General features: G+C 40.5%; 19 protein-coding genes and 2 pseudogenes. 20 read left to right on the forward strand and 1 reads right to left on the reverse strand.

What is annotated here, in order from left to right; genetic code table 11:
- The first annotated feature begins 24 nt into the window (after window positions 1-24).
- From JCM10596_RS28115 to JCM10596_RS26010, 4 genes and pseudogenes are all read left to right on the forward strand, one after another.
- Window positions 25-501: a YhcN/YlaJ family sporulation lipoprotein gene (locus JCM10596_RS28115; protein WP_025028047.1), complete on the forward strand. Its 477-nt coding sequence runs from the start codon at window positions 25-27 to the stop codon at window positions 499-501.
- Window positions 502-581: 80 nt separating this feature from the next.
- The gene (locus JCM10596_RS16270) at window positions 582-1,346 is read left to right on the forward strand and encodes an enoyl-CoA hydratase/isomerase family protein (protein WP_025028048.1); all 765 of its coding nucleotides are present in this window, start codon (window positions 582-584) and stop codon (window positions 1,344-1,346) included.
- A 105-nt stretch (window positions 1,347-1,451) separates the two neighbouring features.
- A pseudogene (locus JCM10596_RS29265) lies at window positions 1,452-1,691 on the forward strand (RsfA family transcriptional regulator); the annotation flags it as partial.
- A gap of 227 nt (window positions 1,692-1,918) precedes the next feature.
- Window positions 1,919-2,230 (forward strand): hypothetical protein, encoded by a 312-nt coding sequence (locus JCM10596_RS26010; protein ID WP_051541353.1) that lies wholly within the window; start codon window positions 1,919-1,921, stop codon window positions 2,228-2,230.
- Between the two features lie 180 nt (window positions 2,231-2,410).
- Here the strand turns inward: JCM10596_RS26010 and JCM10596_RS16280 are convergent, their stop codons facing one another.
- Window positions 2,411-2,899 (reverse strand): N-acetyltransferase, encoded by a 489-nt coding sequence (locus tag JCM10596_RS16280; RefSeq protein WP_025028049.1) that lies wholly within the window; start codon window positions 2,897-2,899, stop codon window positions 2,411-2,413.
- Window positions 2,900-3,207: 308 nt separating this feature from the next.
- On the opposite strand from JCM10596_RS16280, the gene JCM10596_RS16285 reads away from it, so the two are divergent.
- From JCM10596_RS16285 to JCM10596_RS26030, 16 genes and pseudogenes are all read left to right on the forward strand, one after another.
- Complete coding sequence (locus JCM10596_RS16285) at window positions 3,208-4,554, forward strand: acetyl-CoA carboxylase biotin carboxylase subunit (protein WP_025028050.1); 1,347 nt, start codon at window positions 3,208-3,210, stop codon at window positions 4,552-4,554.
- A gap of 18 nt (window positions 4,555-4,572) precedes the next feature.
- Window positions 4,573-4,785, forward strand: a complete 213-nt coding sequence (locus JCM10596_RS16290) for an acetyl-CoA carboxylase biotin carboxyl carrier protein subunit (RefSeq protein ID WP_025028051.1) — start codon at window positions 4,573-4,575, stop codon at window positions 4,783-4,785.
- A 6-nt stretch (window positions 4,786-4,791) separates the two neighbouring features.
- Window positions 4,792-5,583, forward strand: coding sequence for an enoyl-CoA hydratase-related protein (locus JCM10596_RS16295; protein WP_025028052.1), 792 nt, complete (start codon window positions 4,792-4,794; stop codon window positions 5,581-5,583).
- A 12-nt stretch (window positions 5,584-5,595) separates the two neighbouring features.
- Window positions 5,596-7,134, forward strand: a complete 1,539-nt coding sequence (locus JCM10596_RS16300) for an acyl-CoA carboxylase subunit beta (protein WP_025028053.1) — start codon at window positions 5,596-5,598, stop codon at window positions 7,132-7,134.
- Between the two features lie 156 nt (window positions 7,135-7,290).
- Window positions 7,291-7,494 (forward strand): PLDc N-terminal domain-containing protein, encoded by a 204-nt coding sequence (locus JCM10596_RS16305; protein WP_025028054.1) that lies wholly within the window; start codon window positions 7,291-7,293, stop codon window positions 7,492-7,494.
- Window positions 7,495-7,563: 69 nt separating this feature from the next.
- Window positions 7,564-8,544, forward strand: a complete 981-nt coding sequence (locus JCM10596_RS16310; RefSeq protein WP_025028055.1) for a ketopantoate reductase family protein — start codon at window positions 7,564-7,566, stop codon at window positions 8,542-8,544.
- Between the two features lie 6 nt (window positions 8,545-8,550).
- Window positions 8,551-8,943 (forward strand): DUF3397 family protein, encoded by a 393-nt coding sequence (locus JCM10596_RS16315; protein WP_025028056.1) that lies wholly within the window; start codon window positions 8,551-8,553, stop codon window positions 8,941-8,943.
- Window positions 8,944-8,971: 28 nt separating this feature from the next.
- Window positions 8,972-10,609, forward strand: a complete 1,638-nt coding sequence (bshC, locus tag JCM10596_RS16320; protein ID WP_025028057.1) for a bacillithiol biosynthesis cysteine-adding enzyme BshC — start codon at window positions 8,972-8,974, stop codon at window positions 10,607-10,609.
- A gap of 38 nt (window positions 10,610-10,647) precedes the next feature.
- Window positions 10,648-11,907, forward strand: coding sequence for an adenosylhomocysteinase (locus tag JCM10596_RS16325; protein ID WP_025028058.1), 1,260 nt, complete (start codon window positions 10,648-10,650; stop codon window positions 11,905-11,907).
- A gap of 147 nt (window positions 11,908-12,054) precedes the next feature.
- Entirely contained in the window at window positions 12,055-12,486 is a 432-nt protein-coding gene (gene mraZ, locus JCM10596_RS16330) for a division/cell wall cluster transcriptional repressor MraZ (protein WP_025028059.1), read from the forward strand.
- A 14-nt stretch (window positions 12,487-12,500) separates the two neighbouring features.
- On the forward strand, window positions 12,501-13,433 hold the full coding sequence (rsmH, locus tag JCM10596_RS16335) for a 16S rRNA (cytosine(1402)-N(4))-methyltransferase RsmH (protein WP_025028060.1): 933 nt from the start codon (window positions 12,501-12,503) through the stop codon (window positions 13,431-13,433).
- A 42-nt stretch (window positions 13,434-13,475) separates the two neighbouring features.
- Window positions 13,476-13,922, forward strand: a complete 447-nt coding sequence (gene ftsL, locus JCM10596_RS28120) for a cell division protein FtsL (RefSeq protein ID WP_025028061.1) — start codon at window positions 13,476-13,478, stop codon at window positions 13,920-13,922.
- A 9-nt stretch (window positions 13,923-13,931) separates the two neighbouring features.
- Entirely contained in the window at window positions 13,932-14,207 is a 276-nt protein-coding gene (locus JCM10596_RS28125; RefSeq protein WP_051541354.1) for a hypothetical protein, read from the forward strand.
- On the forward strand, window positions 14,194-16,128 hold the full coding sequence (locus tag JCM10596_RS26020; protein ID WP_267879708.1) for a penicillin-binding protein: 1,935 nt from the start codon (window positions 14,194-14,196) through the stop codon (window positions 16,126-16,128). Before JCM10596_RS28125 ends, JCM10596_RS26020 begins: the two co-directional genes overlap by 14 nt.
- Window positions 16,129-16,236: 108 nt before the next feature.
- On the forward strand, window positions 16,237-18,165 hold the full coding sequence (locus JCM10596_RS26025) for a stage V sporulation protein D (RefSeq protein WP_034681545.1): 1,929 nt from the start codon (window positions 16,237-16,239) through the stop codon (window positions 18,163-18,165).
- Between the two features lie 50 nt (window positions 18,166-18,215).
- A pseudogene (locus JCM10596_RS26030) lies at window positions 18,216-19,716 on the forward strand (UDP-N-acetylmuramoyl-L-alanyl-D-glutamate--2,6-diaminopimelate ligase).
- Window positions 19,717-19,724 lie beyond the last annotated feature (8 nt).

The raw sequence follows: 19,724 nt of genomic DNA on the forward strand, positions 1-19,724 counted from the left end.
ATGATGTAGAGAGGTGATAGGTTGATGAGGATGTTAAAATATCTTCTCGTTGCGATGTTACTTATAGCTGTATTAGCAGGCTGTACCAAAAAAGATGAAAAGGCGGCGGATACTGAGAAAAAACCTCAGAAACAGACCCAGGTTCAGGCTACAGGAAAAGAGAAGCAACGCATTCATACAGCACATTACTTAGAAGAGGAGGTTGAAATCTTAGATGAAGTGAGGCATGCTACAGTATTGGTTGAAGGTCGGGATGCTTACGTGGCACTTGAGTTTGTTGACACTGAATTCCTGTTAAATGAAGAGGTTAAGAATAAAATTGTAGATCAAATTCGAACAACTGATCCAGATATTGATAACATTCACCTTTCACATAATATGGATTTTAATACCAGAATGCATAGTTTAGCGAGGGATATTGAAAGAGGGTTACCAGAAAAGGCGATAGGAGACTCATTTAGGAAAACAGTGAGAAGGGTATTCCCAGAATTAAAAAAATAAAGTAGACTTCCATCAGGTGGAGTTTTTACTTCACCTGATGGTTACATTAAATAAGGTTGAATTTGAGGGAGAGGGGAAATATGTTACATAAAGAAATAATCAACTCAATTGGAGTGATTAAATTAGTTCGACCAGAGGTACATAATGCGATCAATATAGATGTTATGAAGCAACTAAAAGAAAGTATAGCAAGCTTTAAGGAGAACCCAGAAGTGAAAATGTTACTGGTTACAGGTTCAGGTAACAAATATTTTTGCTCAGGAGGGGATATTGAAGAGTTTCATAGCCTCGATATGGATTCTACTGAAAACATGCTGCACTACATGAAAGAGGTGTTATTTGATCTTCAAACATTCCCTAAGCCTACCGTAGCTGTGTTAAATGGTAGCGCACTTGGAGGGGGCTGTGAAGTGGTGACAGCCTGTGATTTTCGTATTGCCCACCCTCAGGTTGAATTGGGCTTTATTCAGATTAAATTAGGGATCACCACAGGATGGGGTGGGGCTACTAGGCTTTTCGACAAACTACCAGCTTCTAAAGCTTTTAAATGGTTACTTAGTGGTGAAAAGATTCAAAGTGATGAAGCGTTTCAATGGGGCTTTATTGATCAGCTTTTCCCCCAAGCTGAGTTGTTTGAAAAGTCACTTGAGTGGTGTCAATCCATTACCCAGCATTCTCTACCTGCTCTCATGTCTTATAAACACACATTATTAGATCAGAAAGACCTGAGCTTGTCTATGAAGGAAAAGCTCACAAGAGAAGTAGGGAGAAGTGTTGAAATATGGGGTTCTCCAGAACACCAAAAGGTAGTGGAGCGTTTTTTGGCAACCAAAAAATCTAAATAGGTTTAAATAGTCTTTCATCTGGACATACTTTCCAATAGTAGATAAAGATTCTATGAACTCTATCAAATGCATAGAAATAAAATAAAAACTATTGGAGGGATCGACATGGCTGCAACAAGACAAGACGCTTGGAGCGAAGATGATGATCTATTATTAGCGGAGGTAACCTTACGACATATTAGGGAAGGGAGTACACAATTAGCAGCGTTCGAAGAAGTGGGCTATCGCTTACAAAGAACAGCAGCTGCTTGTGGCTTTCGATGGAATAGCTTAGTAAGAAAAAAATATGAATCAGCTATCCAAATTGCCAAAGCCCAAAGACAGCAAAGAAAGTCTAGAGGAAAGAGCCGTTTTATTCCAGAGCAAGAACCTTTTTCAACAGGAGGGTATGCTACCAACTCTTATACAAATCGACTCAATCAATCCTCTGATCATGGTAGAATGAAAGAATTTTCTCTGCCTCAAGTAAGAACGTATAATGAGAAGAATTATGCAGAGTACCAGACGGAAATGAGTGAAGAATTGAACGGGGCTTCTCATTCTGGAACAGCACCTTCCAGACTTGGGATGAGTTGAATTTTGATGATGTCATTCGTTTTCTACGTCAGCAAAAAGAAAGTTATCGTCGAATAAAGCAAGTCGATAAAGAGCTAAGAGAAAAGGATCGAGAGATTGAAAGGTTACGAGATGAGAACCAAAAGATGAAAAAAGAGCTTGGTTCCATTCAGAACGACTATCAAACAGTGAATGAGGATTATAAAGCTCTCATTAAAATCATGGACCGTGCTCGTAAATTAGCTTTTTTAGCAGATGATGAACAAGAAGAGAAAGTAAGTTTCAAAATGGATAAAAACGGGAATCTAGAAAGAGTAGAACGATCCTGAGGGGTTACTGGATGACATACAAAAGCTGTCTTTAAGAAGTCATGACAAGTTGACTTGTTGAAGACAGCTTTTTTAGGTAGAGTACCTAGGTATTGAGTAAAGAAAAAGCCGATTCAAGTGAGAGCTTCTAGCTTCTTACCTGAATCGGCTTCTTTTTTTTTCAGCAGTAGACTAGCTACTTTATTCGTCGTCTTCTAAAATTTGTTCTTCTACTCCAATTGGAGTCCAGATGTAAGGGTTTTCTCCACGATCTCGCATGGGGTTGTATTTAACAGGTTGAAAGCCCATCTTCATCCAGAAGTCTCCAGATGCTTGTCTTGCATTTGTTTTTACTGGTACGCCAAAGCTTTTTGCAAATTCTACAAGAGCAGTTCCATAATCCTTTCCTCGATAATCTGGCAATACTTCAAGCTTCCAAAGCTCAAGGTATCCATTAGGAGGATTAAAATAACGATCATATTTCGAACTAATGTTATAAAGACTCATTCTAGCCACTAGCTTATCTCCAAAGTAGATACCGTAAAATGGCGAGTTACTATCATCCTCTACAATATTAGCCTGAAGATCCTCTAGCATAGAGAGTTCTTCTAGTCCGTATTCTTTAAATTTTTGGAACTCTTCAAGAGTCTTGTAGTTGATTGATAAGCGTTTTACTTTTGGTTTATCCACGCTTATACACCCCTTTCAAGAGACATATACCCTATTAGTTTACTTGGTTCTCAATTATTATACAATAATCCAAATAAGAATGAACCAAAAAATAATAAATTGGAGGAATTATTTTCTATTAAGTCGAATTGTATGGTATAAGATAAGAGAGTCTTATTCTTATTTATCACGTTTTAACCGTCGGTAAGTTTCCCTCCTCTATAGGAGGGAGATAACCGGCGCTAAGAACCCGATAAGGGCGACTAACCATCAGGTGGAATAAAACTCCATCTGATGGAAGTCTACTTTATTTGTTAGGAGTGAAGCCTATGAATCAACGTAAAGTTCTAATTGCCAATCGAGGCGAAATCGCCCGAAGAGTTATTCGGACGTGTCGAGAGAAAGGGTATATGACGGTCGCTATCTACTCCGAAGCGGACCAAACAATGCCTTTTGTCAGTGAAGCGGATGAAGCAGTGCTCATTGGACCTGCTCCCGTACTCCAAAGCTATCTACAAGCGGAGAAGATTATCCAAGTGGCTAAAGAGAAAAATGTTCAGATGATTCACCCTGGATATGGACTGCTTTCTGAGAATGCCGATTTTGCTCGCAAATGTGAAGAGGCTGGAATTATTTTTATTGGTCCTAAACCTGAAGTGATCGAAGCTATGGGCGATAAGGTGACAGCGAGAAAAGTCATGCAACAAGCAGGGGTTCCGATTGTTCCAGGGGTAGAAGGAAGTGCAGATGATATAGATCAGGCTCTTTCCCAAGCAAATTCCATCGGGTATCCTGTCATGCTTAAGGCGAGTGCTGGTGGCGGAGGAATTGGAATGCAGATCTGCTATGCAGACGAAGATGTAAAGAAGGTCTACCAATCTGCCAAAGGGAGAGCCAAATCATATTTTGGAAGCGATATCATGTTTGTTGAGAAGTATATTGAAAATCCTCGTCATATCGAAGTGCAGGTGATTGGAGATCATCATGGCAATCTATGCCATATGTTTGAACGAGATTGTTCCATTCAACGTAGGCATCAAAAAGTAATTGAAGAATCACCTTCACCCTTCCTAGATGAGTCTACCAGGAAAAAAATATGCGATACAGCCTTGTTAGCCGCACAGACTGTTGGATATACTGGAGTAGGAACCATTGAATTTATCATGGGTGAGGATAAACAGTTTTACTTCCTAGAAATGAATACAAGACTTCAGGTAGAGCACCCTGTAACAGAGCTTGTGACGGGACATGATTTGGTTGCTTTACAGCTGTTAATTGAAGAAGGGAAGCTTCTGCCTTTTGCTCAAGAAGAGCTAGTACAGCAGGGGCATGCTTTAGAACTTAGAATTTATGCTGAAGATCCAGTGACATTTTTTCCTTCACCAGGAACCATTACGAAGTATGAGCGAGTAGAAGGGGAAGGGATTCGTTATGATGATGGAGTTGAAGATGGCTCTACGATTACCCCATTCTACGATCCTATGATTGCGAAAATAATTGTAAGCGGTAACAACAGAGGGCAATCGATAGAACGGGGGATTAAGGTTCTGGAAACAATGAAGTTGGAGGGGATTAAGAACAATATCCCATTTCTGCAAAAAGTTCTTGAGGATGAAGCTTTTCGTCAGGGGGTATACACGACTCAATTTGTGTCTACTCTACTCGATAAGAAATAAATAAAGGAGAAATGTAAAATGAAAGAAATTGTATCCAATATGGCTGGTAGTGTGTTTTTAGTTCAGGTTAACCCAGGAGATCAGGTGCACGTCGGGCAGGATGTGGTCATATTAGAATCAATGAAGATGGAAGTGCCCATTACCTCTGATATTGAAGGAGTGGTGAAAGAAGTAAAAGTAAATGTTGGCGATTTTGTCAATGAAGGAGATGTTCTGGTTTTAGTAGAGTAGAACAAAGTGAATGGAGAGGATTTCTATGAGTATTCAGTTGGAGAAAAGAGGGCATGTTGCATCCTAACTATCCAGCGACCAGAGGTTCATAATTGCCTGGATCGTACTAGTTTACTACAGCTCAGTGAATACATCGATCAGCTTCGATTTGATAGCTCGATTCGAGTGGTTATGGTGACAGGAGAAGGAGAGAAAGCGTTCTGTGCAGGAGCAGACTTAAAAGAGAGAAGGACAATGAGTGAAGCTGAGGTTCAGCAATATCTTCACCTTATTGGTCAAACCTTTGCCAAGCTAGAATCCTTGCCTCAACCTGTTATTGCAGTGATCAATGGTGTTGCTTATGGTGGAGGAACTGAATTGGCGTTGGCTTGTGATTTACGCTTACTGTCTGAGCAAGGAATGATGGGGCTGACAGAAACCTCTTTGGGGATCATTCCAGGTGCAGGTGGAACACAAAGGCTTTCTAAAATTGTAGGAGTGGCAAAAGCAAAAGAGTGGATTTTTACGGCTAAAAAAATAACTCCGGCTGAAGCACTGCTGCATGGATTGGTGAATGAAGTTGTTTCTTCAGTTCATTTATTCGAACGAGCGCTCAGTCTGGCAGAGGAAATTGCTTCTCAAGCACCTCTAGCGATCAGGCAAGCTAAACTCGCGATTTCTGCAAGCCAGGATGTTGACCTACGTACTGGACTAAAAATAGAAGCAAATGCGTATCAATTATTACTCTCTACAGAAGATCGTTTAGAAGGACTCAGGGCTTTTCAAGAGAAAAGAAAGCCGTCCTACCAAGGGAAATGAGGAGGTAACTTCATGTCTAAGGAACTTGAAAAAGTATTAATGGACAGAATAGCTCAGATAGAACAAGGTGGAGGGGAGAAATACCACGAGAAAAGAAAAGAACAAAATAAATTATTTGTTCGTGAGAGGTTGGAACGATTATTTGACGATGATTTTATGTTGGAGGATGGTAAATTCGCCAATTTCATGGCTGGAGATTTACCGGCAGATGGTGTTGTCACTGGAATTGGAAAAATACATGGTCAAACCGTATGTGTCATGGCGAATGATTCGACGGTGAAAGCTGGATCATGGGGAGCAAGGACTGTAGAGAAAATTATTCGTATTCAAGAAACTGCGGAAAAATTACAGGTTCCCTTACTCTATCTGGTGGACTCTGCTGGAGCTAGAATCACCGACCAAATAGAGATGTTTCCTAATCGTAGGGGAGCAGGTCGAATCTTCTATAATCAGGTTAAGCTTTCAGGGGTGATTCCTCAAATTTGTCTTTTATTTGGTCCTTCAGCTGCGGGAGGTGCTTACATTCCAGCCTTTTGTGACATTGTGATCATGGTCGATAAGAATGCCAGTATGTATTTAGGGTCTCCAAGGATGGCTGAAATGGTTATCGGAGAAAAAGTGACCCTAGAAGAGATGGGCGGAGCCAAAATGCACTGTTCAATAAGTGGAGTGGGAGATGTCCTAGCTTCTGACGAAGAGGAAGCAATTGAACTAGCTAGAAAATATATAGGCTACTTCCCAGCAAATTATCGCCAAAAGCCACCAATTGTAGAGGGGAAAAAGCCGAAAGAGGGAGTTCGAACAGTGGAGGAAATTGTCCCTACCAATCAGAATGCTCCTTTTGATATGTATGAATTGATCGATTCGATCATTGATGAAGATTCTTTCTTCGAGATGAAGAAGCTTTTTGCACAGGAATTGATCACAGGATTTGCTAGAATTAATGGCAATCCGCTAGGGATTATTGCAAATCAGTCTAGGGTCAAGGGAGGAGTTCTTTTTGTAGATTCGGCGGACAAAGCAGCTCGATTTATTACTTTATGTGATGCCTTCCATATTCCTCTCTTGTTTTTGGCAGATGTACCGGGCTTTATGATCGGAACCAAAGTAGAGAGGGCTGGAATTATCCGTCATGGGGCAAAAATGATTTCAGCAATGTCAGAGGCATCCGTGCCTAAGATTTCTATTATTGTACGCAAAGCATATGGTGCAGGGCTCTATGCTATGGCAGGACCTGCTTTTGAGCCCGATGTATGTTTAGCATTACCAACAGCGCAAATTGCCGTAATGGGACCTGAGGCGGCTGTTAACGCTGTGTATAGCAATAAGATTAGTTCAATCGAAGATCCTCAAGAAAAAATGAAATTTGTGATGGAAAAACGTAAAGAGTACCAGGAAGATATCGATATCTATCGTCTAGCTTCAGAGCTTATTATTGATGGAATTATACCTGGCTCCAAGCTTCGTCAAGAAGTAATGGATCGCTTGGATGCCTATCAAACGAAAGACTTGACGTTTTCTGTGCGGAAGCACCCTGTTTATCCTGTTTAAGGGGATGAATCCGTTATGAAGTAGAAAATCACAAAAGTTGCAGATTGTAGAGAGCTTTCTTGGCTTCTCTGCAATCTTTTTCTGTTTTGAGGGTGGATGTGAAACTAAGTTGGCGATGAAACGTACATATGAGTATTAAATAAGGAGGTAAGAAATATGATTACAAGTCTTGTTTTTATTATAGTGTTCTTATTCTTTGGTCTAGGGCTTCTCCTACTTAATATTATCACGAGTATTTGGGCGTATAGAGATTCTTTGCGTAAAGGACACAGCAAAGAGTATGCTATTATAGTTCTTATAGGGACGCTTGTTTTTCCTGTCATCGGCTTGATCGTCTACTTTATTATCCGGAATGATTAATGGGCTAACGTAAGGTTTAGCTGAGAGGAACAGCGTTCTTAATTTCTTCATGTTGGGAGATTTAGAAGAATGAAAGTGTTAATAATAGGAGCAGGGGCGCTTGGTTTATTGTATGGCAGTTATACAAAAATGGCGGATCGTCTACACGATGTTTGTTTTCTAACTCGAACGGAAAAACAGGCAGAACAATTGAGAAGACAAGGGTTATGCTATAAGACGGGGAAAAATGAGTTTTTGTTAACAGTGGATTCTGCTTCTTATGAAAGAAGTATTGATCTAAAGAACGACCCATTTTCTTCAGTGGATCTTGTCCTTATCACTGTCAAGCAAACTCATCTGGAAGCGATCCTGCCATGGATAAAAACACATCTTTCCTCCGTGGTTCCTCTGCTGTTTATCATGAATGGCTTGGGACATGCCGAAAAGGTTCAGAATGCTTTGCCGGAATATTCTCATTTTTTCGGGGTCACTCAGAAAGGGGCAACAAGATTGTCTACTACTTCTGTTGAAGAAAGAGGTAGAGGAAAGACTCGGGTGGGATGTTTGCCTGGTCTAGATAAGCCAAGTTCCCATTCTTACCTAGTACTTGAAAAATGGTTGAAGGAGCTTCAAAAGGGCAGCATTGATATCAATCTTTCGCCAGAAATAGAGTTTGAGATGTGGAAGAAATGCATATTGAATGCTTGTATTAATCCTCTGACTGGTCTATTTGGGATCGAAAATGGTAAACTGGTAGAAGAGATGCACTTGAATAACATGATGAGAGAATTACACGATGAATTGGCAGGTTTACTTGCGATCATTAGACCTTCTTTTGCAGAAAAAATGTTTGATAATGGCATGTGTTGGGAGGAAATTGAGCGGGTTTGTCGAATTACATCACAAAACAGATCTTCAATGGAGCAAGATATTCGCTACGGTCGACAAACGGAAATTGATGCGTTTAACGGATATTTTTTGCAAGAAGCAAGAATTCGAAATATCCATTTACCAGCCCATCAATTTGTCTACAGTGCCATTCAATTTCTGCAAAATAAACAAAAGGGGTGAGCGCCCTTGTTGGTCTCATTATTTGCCAATCTATTTGCCTTATTTACCATTTTTCCAATATTATCTGCCATTATCATTTATGCTCTGGTCTTTCTTGTTACAAAGGACAAAAAAAATGCACTAGAGTGGTCTATTAATATCACCACGGTTCTGTTACTCATATCAGTAAATATGTCGATTCAGCTTCTCTGGGATCTGTCATTGTTTTGGTTGATACTTTTAATCATTTTACTGATCATCGGTGGACTCACCTTTCTTCAGTTTTCTGTATATAATCAACTTCACTATGCCAGGCTAGCTAGGGGAGTGATTCGACTTACCTTTGTTCTCTTTCTGCCTATTTATCTCGTCCTCATGTTATGGGTGGTTCTTGAAAGTGCAATTAAAGCTGCTATCTAAGGGCTGTTAAGAAAGGTGTTTTCATTACATGACAAGCCAAGTCAAAGATTTAATTCATAAGCAAATAGATTCTTTTGGGACCGCCTATATTCAAAGATATGAGGGGGTTTCCTCTTTTTTTAGCTACTCGCCATTTGAGCAGGCTTCTTTTCATGAGAGGGTGAAGGAATTATCTGAGCGCTCATACGATCGAATTCGTCTGGCAAAAGTGATTAGAGATTATATGTCACGCTATGGACTTGTATCAGAACAGGAAGAGCAGTTGAAAAAGATGACTGATCCCAAGAGTGTGATGGTTATTGGAGGTCAACAGGCAGGGCTTTTGTTAGGACCTCTGTACACGTTATATAAAATGATTACAGTGCTACAATTGGCTCAACAGCAAGAAAGAGAGCTACAGGTTCCAGTTATACCTCTGTTTTGGATCGCTGGAGAGGATCACGATTGGCTCGAAGTTAATCATGTTTTTATCCCTCAAGCAGAAAGTCCGCGGCTTGAACGTATGACCTTGGAGGATCCTTATCATTCGCCTAGAACGTCACTATCCCAGCAAAACCTCCCGAAAGTAGAGGTCGCAGAGTGGGTGGAACAGTTTTTGCAGAGTCAGCCTGAAACAGAATTTACTGGGGAACTTAGGGGCTATTTACGGCAAGCGATTGAGCAGGCAAATACATATGTAGAGTTTTTTGCTTTTCTTGTGCAACAGTTTTTTTCTAAACAAGGTCTTCTCTTTATCGATTCAGGGGCTCGGGAGATGAGAGAAATAGAAGGACCTGTTTTTGAAAGGATCATTACGAACTACGACACGATTGATAGTAAAGTGCGTGAATCGATTCAAGAGATGGAGAAGGTAGGATATACAGCCCAAATTCAATTGGGTGACTCACCGGCGTTCCTTTTCATTTATGAACAAAACCAGCGTCTCTTGCTTGAGAAAACCGAGGGAGGATTTCGGACAAAAGATGGGACATATACATACTCTGAGCAAGAGTTAATAGCCCTTGCCAGAAAAGAGCCATGGAGATTCAGCAACAATGTGGTGACGCGTGCTTATATGCAGGAAAATATATTTCCTACTTTATCATTTGTAGCTGGACCAGGAGAAATCTCCTATTGGGCATTATTCCGTCGGTATTTCGAGGAATTGGGCTGCAAGCTACCTATTCTTGCACCACGGATCAGTATCACCATTATTGAAAAATCCATTTCGAGAATAGTAGAAAAAAGAGAAATCCCCCTTGAAGCCGTCTTTCAAGATTTTGCGACTTACAAAAGGGAATGGTTAACTCGTCAGGATCATATTCAACTTGAAGCATCATTTGAACAGGTCAAAGAAAAAATAAAAGGAGCCTATCAACCACTGGTGGAGAAGCTTCAGCTAGCCAACCTAGGATTAGATGGATTAGCAGAGCAAAATATTGGGAAAATAATAGAGCAAGTTAATTTCTTGGAGAAGCGTGCTCTTGCTTCTTTCACAAAACAGCATGAAAGTGCACTAAGACACTTTGATAAAGTGGAGCAAGCTCTTTATCCTCATGGAAAACCCCAAGAAAGAATGCATAACCTTTTTACCTTTTTAAACAAGCATGGTATGGTATTAATAGATCGGATTATTGAATCTGAGTACGAAATAAATGGAATACATAAACTATTTTACATGGATTAACGAACTATATGCTACAGACTAGGAAGGAGAATGAAGGAATGAATGTAGTTGAAAGTAGTCAAATTGCTGATATTAAGCTAGCACCAGAGGGACATTTGAAAATTGATTGGGTTAAGGAGCATATGCCTGTACTAAACCGAATCCGCGAGCGTTTTGAACAAGAGAAGCCTTTTAAAGGATTAAAAGTTACGATTTCTTTACATCTTGAAGCGAAAACCGCTTATCTAGCGAAAGTTATTCAAGCAGGTGGAGCTGATGTGACCATAACAGGGAGTAATCCACTTTCTACTCAAGATGATGTTTGTGCAGCTCTTGTGGAGGATGGTATTCAAGTATTTGCTCGTTATAATCCTCCGGCAGAGGAATACAAAAGCCATTTGATTAAATCTCTTGAAACAGAGCCAGATTTGATTATTGATGATGGTGGGGATTTAATTAGTATCCTTCATTCTGAACGTCCTGACCTGCTTAAAAAGGTGAGAGGTGGAGCAGAGGAAACAACAACGGGAATCCTAAGGCTTAAAGCTTTAGAGAAAGAAGGAAAGCTAAAATTCCCGATGATTGCCGTGAATGATGCCTTTTGTAAGTATCTGTTTGATAATCGCTATGGAACAGGTCAATCGGTCTTTGATGGAATCAATCGCACGACAAACCTAGTAGTTGCAGGTAAAACAGTGGTTGTTGTCGGATATGGCTGGTGTGGTCGAGGTGTAGCTATGAGAGCAAAAGGATTAGGAGCAAAGGTAATTGTCACTGAAATCGATCCAATCAAGGCGATTGAAGGATATATGGATGGCTTTGAAGTGATGTCGATGGCAGAGGCAGCCAAGCATGGTGACTATTTTGTTACTGTAACAGGAAACAAGGATTGTATTAGGAAGGAACATTTTGAAGTAATGAAGGATGGGGCGATCTTATCCAACGCTGGTCATTTCGATGTGGAGATTAACAAAGTAGAATTAGAGCAATTATCCTCGGAGAAAAGAGTCGTACGCAGAAACATTGAGGAATTTACAATGAAGGACGGGCGCAAGATTTACTTGCTAGCGGAAGGACGTTTAGTGAATTTAGCGGCTGGAGATGGTCATCCAGCAGAAATTATGGATATGACCTTTGCCCTGCAAGCTATTTCTCTGGAGTATGCTAATAAGCATTATCAAGAACTAGGTAAGCAAGTGATTTCAGTTCCTTATGAATTAGATCAGCAGGTAGCGGCTTATAAATTAGAGGCTTTGGGAATTCAAATTGACCAGCTAACAGAAGAACAAAAAGCATATCTAGATTCCTGGGCAGAATAATAAAAGAATACTGATAAAGTTGTATGTTAAAGAGTACAAAAAATCCTGTAAACCAAGCAGGATTTTTTTTGTGGGGAAGAATAATAAAAGAGTGGTGAAAAGTGGGGGGAAGTGGTACACTTAGGTGAAGAAGTGGGGTGACGATTCATGTTCATGGGAGAATATCAACATACAATTGATGACAAAGGACGAATGATTATCCCTGCGAAGTTTCGCGAAGAACTTGGATCACGCTTTATTGTCACCCGCGGTTTAGATAATTGTTTATTTGTTTATCCTGAATCTGAGTGGAGAATCATTGAACAAAAACTTAAATCCCTACCATTTACACGTTCTGATGCAAGAGCCTTTACCCGTTTCTTTTTCTCTGGTGCAATTGAATGTGAATTAGACAAACAGGGCAGGGTAAATATACCTGCTAATTTACGTCAGTACTCTCAGTTGCTGAAAGACTGTGTGGTGATTGGTGTCAGCAATCGAGTGGAAATCTGGAGTAAAGATGTGTGGGAAAACTATTTTGAGAATTCTGCGGATTCCTTTAACGAAATTGCAGAGAAAATCGTAGACTTTGATTTGTAGGAGGCTTACATAGCATGTTTCACCATATTACCGTTCTAAAAAAGGAAACTGTAGAAGGACTGGCCATGAAGGAGAACGGAATCTATGTAGATTGCACGCTAGGCGGCGCAGGGCATAGTTCTTTAATTGCATCTCAGTTATCAGGAAATGCCCAATTGATCTGTGTTGATCAAGATGATGCTGCCCTTCAAAATGCCGAGCAAGTATTAGCGCCGTTTATGGACAAGGTTCGTTTGGTTAAGAGTAATTTTAGACACATTCATGAGATACTAGATCAGCTAGAGATTGATAAGGTAGATGGTTTCCTCTATGACTTAGGGGTTTCATCACCGCAATTAGATGAAGCAGAACGAGGGTTTAGTTATAATCATGATGCCCCACTTGATATGCGCATGGATCGCAGTAGCAAACTGAGCGCATTTGAAGTGGTGAATCAGTGGGAGGAAGAAGAACTCGCTTCGATTATTTATCGTTATGGTGAAGAAAAATTCTCTAGACGTATAGCCAGAAACATCGTAGAAACTCGAAAATCTCAAGCCATTCAAACAACACTACAGTTAGTCGATATCATAAAAAGCAGTATCCCTGCGGCAGCCAGGAGAACGGGACCTCATCCAGCTAAAAGGACCTTTCAGGCTATTCGGATCGCAGTAAATGATGAGTTGCAAGCCTTTGAAGATTCTCTTTCACAAGCAGCAACAAGGTTGCATACAGGAGGAAGGCTTAGTGTGATCACCTTCCATTCATTGGAGGACCGGATTTGCAAACAATTCTTTCAGCAACAGAGCCAAGGATGTCTGTGTCCTCCTGACTTTCCACAGTGTGCTTGTGGAAATGTCCCTAAACTGAAAGTAATAACAAGAAAACCAATATTACCAAGTGATGATGAATTAGACCAAAATCCGCGAGCGCGTTCAGCCAAACTAAGGGTGGCTGAAAAGAGATAGAAAATTTTTTCGAGAGAAGAGAGAACAAGAGGAGGTCGTTTGATGTATCAGTATGGAAATGTAGCCGTCCAATACCAAAAAGAGAAAAAAATCAGACCGAAACAAAGACATTCCAACCAACCGCCTAAACAACAACCAAAACCAAACAAACAACAACATGTCTCTTCTCAAAGGAAGATCTTAAGTAGTGGGGAAAAACTACTTTACATTGCTTGTATTATCGGTATTGTTGTATTATTAAGTATGCTATTATCTCGTTATGCGACCATCACACAATTAAATTATGAAATCCAAGCTTTAGAAAAAGAAGTAAAAACAATTGAAGAAGTGAACATGAACTTAGAGCTTATTGTAGCGGAATATAGTTCTCCAGAAAGAATTAGAAAAGTGGCTCAAGAAGAACTAGGAATGGTAGAAAAAAATCCAAATGTTAAAGTATTAAAGCCATCAGTGAGTAAAAGCTCCTTAGATTCCACTTCAAATGAGTAGGTGATCGGTATGTCAGTGCAAGGAAAGAAAATTAACAGAAGAAGCCAGTTTGCTGGAGCAATATTTTTATTGCTCTTTTTTGGTATCGTTTATCGATTTTATGTCATACAAGTAGTGGATGCTTCTATTTATGAAGAGGCTACAGGTAAGCTGTACAATCGTGAAGCCACTCTCTCAGCGAAGAGAGGTACTATATTTGACCGCAATGGGGAAACGTTAGCCAAGGAAGCCAGCTCCTATACGGCTGTTGCCATATTAAGCAAAAAAGCCCCTGTACGTAGGTGATCCCCTAGAAACGGCGAAAAAACTCTCACCTCTATTAGATATGCCTGTAGAAGATTTGCATAAGCTGATGACGCAGGAAGGGCGTTATCAAGTGGAGCTTCGCCCTGGGGGATGGAAATTGGATCGCGAAACCATGCAGGAAATCGTTAAATTAGAACTGCCAGGAATTATGTTTATCGAAGAGCCCAAGAGATATTATCCTAATAATGATTTTGCATCGCATGTGATTGGGTTTTTAAATCATGATGGAAAGCCAGTGATGGGTTTAGAGGCATCCTTAAATTCTCATTTGTATGGGGAGGATGGCTATATTGAGTACTCCAAGGATAACAAAGGAAACGTCCTGCCAGAAGGAATGAAAGATAAACAGAATCCTGTTCATGGGAAGAATATCTACCTAACAATTGATGAACGAATCCAGCTTTATATAGAGAATGCTTTGACGGAAGCAAATGAACAGTATGCACCGGAGAGTATGACTGTGATTGCGGCAAATCCTCATACAGGAGAAATTTTGGGGATGTCGAGTCGACCTTCTTTCGATCCTAATCACTATCAATCTATTGAAAACTACGTGAATCATGCTGTTTCTAGTACATTTGAACCCGGCTCAACCTTTAAGATTATCACCTTAGCGGCGGCTATCGAAGAAGGCATCTACAATGGGAACGAAAAATACATGTCAGGAAGTAAGAAGGTACGAGGAGGGCTTGTCCGAGATCACCGTCGCGGTGGATGGGGACAGATTACCTTCTTAGAGGGTGTACAAAAATCAAGTAACGTAGCGTTTACGATTCTGGGTTATGATCGAATGCCTAAGGATGTCTTCTACCATTATATTTCTCGCTTTGGCTTTGGTGAACTTACAGGAATTGACTTACCTCATGAAAGCAAGGGGCGTGTCAAATCATCTCATAATATACCAGAGCTTGACCTTGCAAATATGACATTTGGTCAAGGGCTAGCTGTAACCGCTATTCAGCAAGTGGCAGCTGTCAATGCGATTGCCAATGGAGGAAAGCTTTTAAAGCCGTATATCATAGATCGAATTGAAGATCCTTCAACTGGTGAGGCTGTTGTGAATAATAAACCAGAAGTGATTTATGATCAAGTTGTTTCCCAAAAAACAAGTAAGGACGTAGCTGATATCTTAGAAACAGTTGTCACGAGTGGTACTGGGCAAAACTTTTATATAGAGGGGTATCAGGTGGCAGGAAAGACGGGGACAGCTCAGAAACCAGCCAAAAACGGAGGATATGTACAGGGAAAATATATTCATTCCTTTATCGGTTTTGCTCCTAAGGATAATCCGCAAATTGTCTTGTATGTAGCTGTGGATTCCCCTAAGGTTCCCGATTATAGACTCGGGGGTTCCGTTGTTGCGGAAATCTTTAAATCTGTCATGCAGAACAGTCTACAATACTTAAGTGTTCAGCCTAAAGTAGAAGAAGTGCAAATCCAAGAAATCAAAGTAGAAGCATCCAGTTTGCCAGATTATCGTCAGATGAGCGTCATGGCAGCTAGACAAGCAGCTGAAATGAAGGGATTCGAGGTTGTTGTACTTGGAGATGGAGCGACGGTCACTACTCAGTATCCCGAAGCAGATGCAAAAGTATATAAAAATGAGCGTATTTTCCTCATTGCAGGACATATTTCAGAGTCGATTGTTCCAGATATGACTGGCTGGACATTGAGAGAGCTTATGGACTGGGCGAATATGGCGAATGTTCAGCTTGAAGCAGTGGGAAGGGGCTACACTCATTCACAAAGTATTGAGGCAGGGGAAAAGGTAAAAGCAGGTGGGCGAATAAGGGTTGAATTAAAGCCTAAATTTGAGAAAGTAACGGAGGATTTGATCAAAGAAGAAGGAGAGAGCGAAACAAGTGAGGAAGTATCCTCCTCTCCTGATTCTGAAGAATAATAGGAAGCTCTCATTTTTTAAGTATTTCAACATTCAGGTTGTTCTATAAAGTAGACAAGTTGAATAGGGTTATAGTAAAACCTATTCTCTGATGTTGGAGGGCTAATTGTGCGAGTATCTAATGTAACCGTTCGAAGAAGACTGATCATTGCGTTGATCATAGGAATATTTCTATATGGAGCACTGGGAACCAGACTAGGCTATGTACAGCTTTTCAAAGGTCATTGGTTAATGGATAAGGCGGAAGATCTCTGGAGTCGGGATGTCCCTTTTGAAGCTAAGAGAGGTAAAATCTTGGACCGTAATGGGGATGTTTTAGCCTATAACATTAGTGCTCCCTCTGTTTTAGTCGTCCCTGCTCAAGTTCAAAATCCTGAAGAAACGGCTAGGAAGCTCGCTAATGCGCTGATGGCGAGCGAAGAAAAAGTATATAGAGAGATTACACAGAGGAAGTCCAAAGTATATATTAAACCTGAAGGTATGAAAATAACAAATGAAAAGGCAAGAGAAATTCAAAATCTAGGTCTACCGGGAGTCATGATTGCCGAAGATAGTAAAAGACATTATCCTTATGGCGAGTTTTTATCCCATGTTCTTGGCTTTTCTGGAATTGATAATCAAGGATTAGTTGGATCTGAACTGATCTATGATGATATTTTAAGTGGGACTCAAGGGAGAGTTTCCTTCTATTCTGATGCCAAAGGAAAACTAATGCCTAATCAGCCTGAGGTCTATACTCCACCCAAAGACGGAAACGATTTAATTCTCACTATTGACTCTGGGGTGCAGAAGATCATGGAAAGGGAAATTGATGTTGCAGTCGCTAAATATAATCCTGACCATGTCATAGCGATTGCGATGGATCCCAATACAGGTGAAATCTTAGGGATGTTAAGTAGACCTGATTATGATCCAGGAAGATTTCGTGAATATGCACCAGAGGTGTATAACAGAAATTTGCCTGTTTTTAGTATGTATGAGCCAGGTTCTACCTTCAAAATCATTACTTTGGCTGCAGCCTTGGAAGAAGGGAAAGTAAATCTAGAAGAAGAGCATTTTCATGATCCCGGACATGTGACCGTAGCAGGTGCACGCTTAAGATGCTGGAAAAGAGGAGGACATGGTCATCAATCCTTTCTTGAGGTCGTAGAAAACTCTTGTAACCCAGGATTTGTCGAACTGGGGCAACGTCTAGGAACTGAGACCCTGTTTCAGTACGTCTATGATTTTGGTTTCGGAAGTAAAACAGGCATCGACATGCAGGGGGAACAGAAAGGAATTATCTTCAGACCCGAAAATCGAGGTCCCGTAGAAACAGCAACAACTGCCTTTGGTCAAGGAGTAGCAGTGACACCTATTCAGCAGGTAGCTGCGGTTTCTGCTGCGATTAATGGAGGCTATTTATACCAACCCTATATTGCTAAGGAATGGCATGACTCTGAAACCAACATGGTTGCAGGTCGAAATACGCCTGTTCTAAAAAAACAGGTCATTTCGAATGAAACCTCTAGTAAGGTGCGTGAAGCGCTAGAGAGTGTTGTTGCCAAGGGAACAGGCCGGAATGCCTATGTAGAAGGTTATCGCGTTGGAGGAAAAACAGGAACTGCCCAAAAAGTAGCACCAGGTGGAGGGTATCTAAAAGATAACCATATTGTTTCATTCATAGGGTTTGCACCAGCCGACGATCCTCAAATTGTGGTTTATGTGGGGGTAGATAATCCCAAAGGAACGGTTCAATTTGGAGGAGTTGTTGCTGCCCCAATAGTAGGAAAAATCATCGACGATTCACTTCGATATATGGGAGTAGAGAAGCGTCAAAGTCCTCTGCAAAAAGAGTACTTTTGGGGAGATGACATCATGGTCGAGGTTCCAGATTTACTTGGCATGACTCCTCAAGAAATTCAAAATAGCTACTATCATTTACCTATTGATCCAACAGGGAATGGTAAGTATGTTCTTAGACAATCTCCAAAACCAGGGACAAAAGTAAAAGAAGGTTCTATTATTCGTGTTTATTTAGGTGACAAACCGGAGTAGGACGATTAAAATAGAGGATGTGTATTTTAGAATAATATGAGGTGTCAACAATGAACTTAGATCATTTACTACAGCACTTAACCCCGTACCAACTAAAAAATATAGATAGAGAAGCTTTACAAGAGCTAGAGATCACATCCATTGAAATGGACTCTAGAAAAGTCATCGCTGGATCATTATTTGTCTGTTTAGTAGGATACCAAACAGATGGTCATCAATATGTTCAGCAAGCCCTTGACAGAGGAGCAGTCGCTGTTGTTGCTGAGAAGCCACTTTCTGATTGTACGGCTCCTATGATTATGGTGCCTGATACTAGAAGGGTCTTAGCTTTCTTAGCGAATCGTTTTTATGACCATCCCACACATAAATTAAGGCTAATAGGGGTGACTGGAACCAATGGTAAGACGACAGTGACTCATTTAATTGAAAAAATGCTTGAAGATCAGGGGAAGAAAACAGGAAGAATTGGAACAATGAATATGAAGATAGATGATGAACTATTTGAGGTTCAAAACACCACTCCTGAATCTATTGAGCTTCAAAAAGCGTTTGCAAAAATGGTCGAGAAGCGTTCAGAATATGCTGTGATTGAAGCATCATCATGCGATTCACATGGGCAGGATTCGCGGGAGCCATTTTCGTGTTGCTGTTTTTACAAATTTAACGCAGGATCACTTGGACTATCATGGTACTATGGATGAGTATAAACGGGCCAAGGGTCTTTTGTTTGCTCAATTAGGCAACTCTTATCGAGAAGAAAATCTTAATTTTGCCATCTTAAATGGAGATGATGAAGCCCATATTTATTATCAACAAGTGACTCCTGCACAGGTATTGACCTATGGTATCGATAATCCTGATGTAGATGTTAGAGCAACAGATATCCAAATTGATGGACAGGGAACTGCCTTTACTGTCGAATGCTTTAAGGGGACTGAGAAATTTCATCTGCAAATGCTAGGGAAATTTAATGTTTATAATGCACTTGCGACAATTAGTGTAGGGCTAGTTGAGGGCTTAAGCTTAGAAGGTATAAAAAAGAGTATAGAGGGGATGAAAGGCGTTCGAGGAAGAATGGAACCCGTTCATGTAGGACAAAATTTCAGTGTAGTCGTGGATTACGCCCATACACCTGATAGTCTAGAAAACGTGTTAAAGACTTGCCAAGAATTCGTACATAATGGAAAAATATATTGCGTTGTAGGCTGTGGCGGTAACCGTGATCGAAGTAAACGTCCGATTATGGCAAACATTGCTGTTCAATATGCAGACAAAGCGGTTTTTACCTCTGATAACCCACGCTCAGAAGATCCGAATGAGATTTTAGAGGAGATGATCCGTGGTGTAAAAGATCAAGGGATTGAGGACGGTAAATACGTGTCGATGGTAGATCGTAAAGAAGCGATAGAATGGGCTATACGTCAGGCACAAAAGAATGACATTGTTCTAATTGCAGGTAAGGGACATGAAACGTACCAAGAAATTAATGGAAAAAAATATCCTTTTGACGACCGTGAATGGGCGATAGAATTTCTTCAGCAAAAAAAATAAAAAAGAAT

It is taken from the genome of Caldalkalibacillus mannanilyticus JCM 10596, assembly GCF_000615945.1.
Taxonomy (GTDB): domain Bacteria; phylum Bacillota; class Bacilli; order Caldalkalibacillales; family JCM-10596; genus Bacillus_AT; species Bacillus_AT mannanilyticus.

Coding starts and splice junctions, on each gene's coding strand:
- JCM10596_RS28125 (WP_051541354.1), top strand. CDS start 13,932: ATGTCAGTGCAAGGAAAGAAAATTAACAGAAGAAGCCAGTTTGCTGGA.
- rsmH (WP_025028060.1), top strand. CDS start 12,501: ATGTTTCACCATATTACCGTTCTAAAAAAGGAAACTGTAGAAGGACTG.
- bshC (WP_025028057.1), top strand. CDS start 8,972: ATGACAAGCCAAGTCAAAGATTTAATTCATAAGCAAATAGATTCTTTT.
- JCM10596_RS16285 (WP_025028050.1), top strand. CDS start 3,208: ATGAATCAACGTAAAGTTCTAATTGCCAATCGAGGCGAAATCGCCCGA.
- mraZ (WP_025028059.1), top strand. CDS start 12,055: ATGTTCATGGGAGAATATCAACATACAATTGATGACAAAGGACGAATG.
- JCM10596_RS16310 (WP_025028055.1), top strand. CDS start 7,564: ATGAAAGTGTTAATAATAGGAGCAGGGGCGCTTGGTTTATTGTATGGC.
- ftsL (WP_025028061.1), top strand. CDS start 13,476: ATGTATCAGTATGGAAATGTAGCCGTCCAATACCAAAAAGAGAAAAAA.
- JCM10596_RS16325 (WP_025028058.1), top strand. CDS start 10,648: ATGAATGTAGTTGAAAGTAGTCAAATTGCTGATATTAAGCTAGCACCA.
- JCM10596_RS16305 (WP_025028054.1), top strand. CDS start 7,291: ATGATTACAAGTCTTGTTTTTATTATAGTGTTCTTATTCTTTGGTCTA.
- JCM10596_RS28115 (WP_025028047.1), top strand. CDS start 25: ATGAGGATGTTAAAATATCTTCTCGTTGCGATGTTACTTATAGCTGTA.
- JCM10596_RS16270 (WP_025028048.1), top strand. CDS start 582: ATGTTACATAAAGAAATAATCAACTCAATTGGAGTGATTAAATTAGTT.
- JCM10596_RS16290 (WP_025028051.1), top strand. CDS start 4,573: ATGAAAGAAATTGTATCCAATATGGCTGGTAGTGTGTTTTTAGTTCAG.
- JCM10596_RS16300 (WP_025028053.1), top strand. CDS start 5,596: ATGTCTAAGGAACTTGAAAAAGTATTAATGGACAGAATAGCTCAGATA.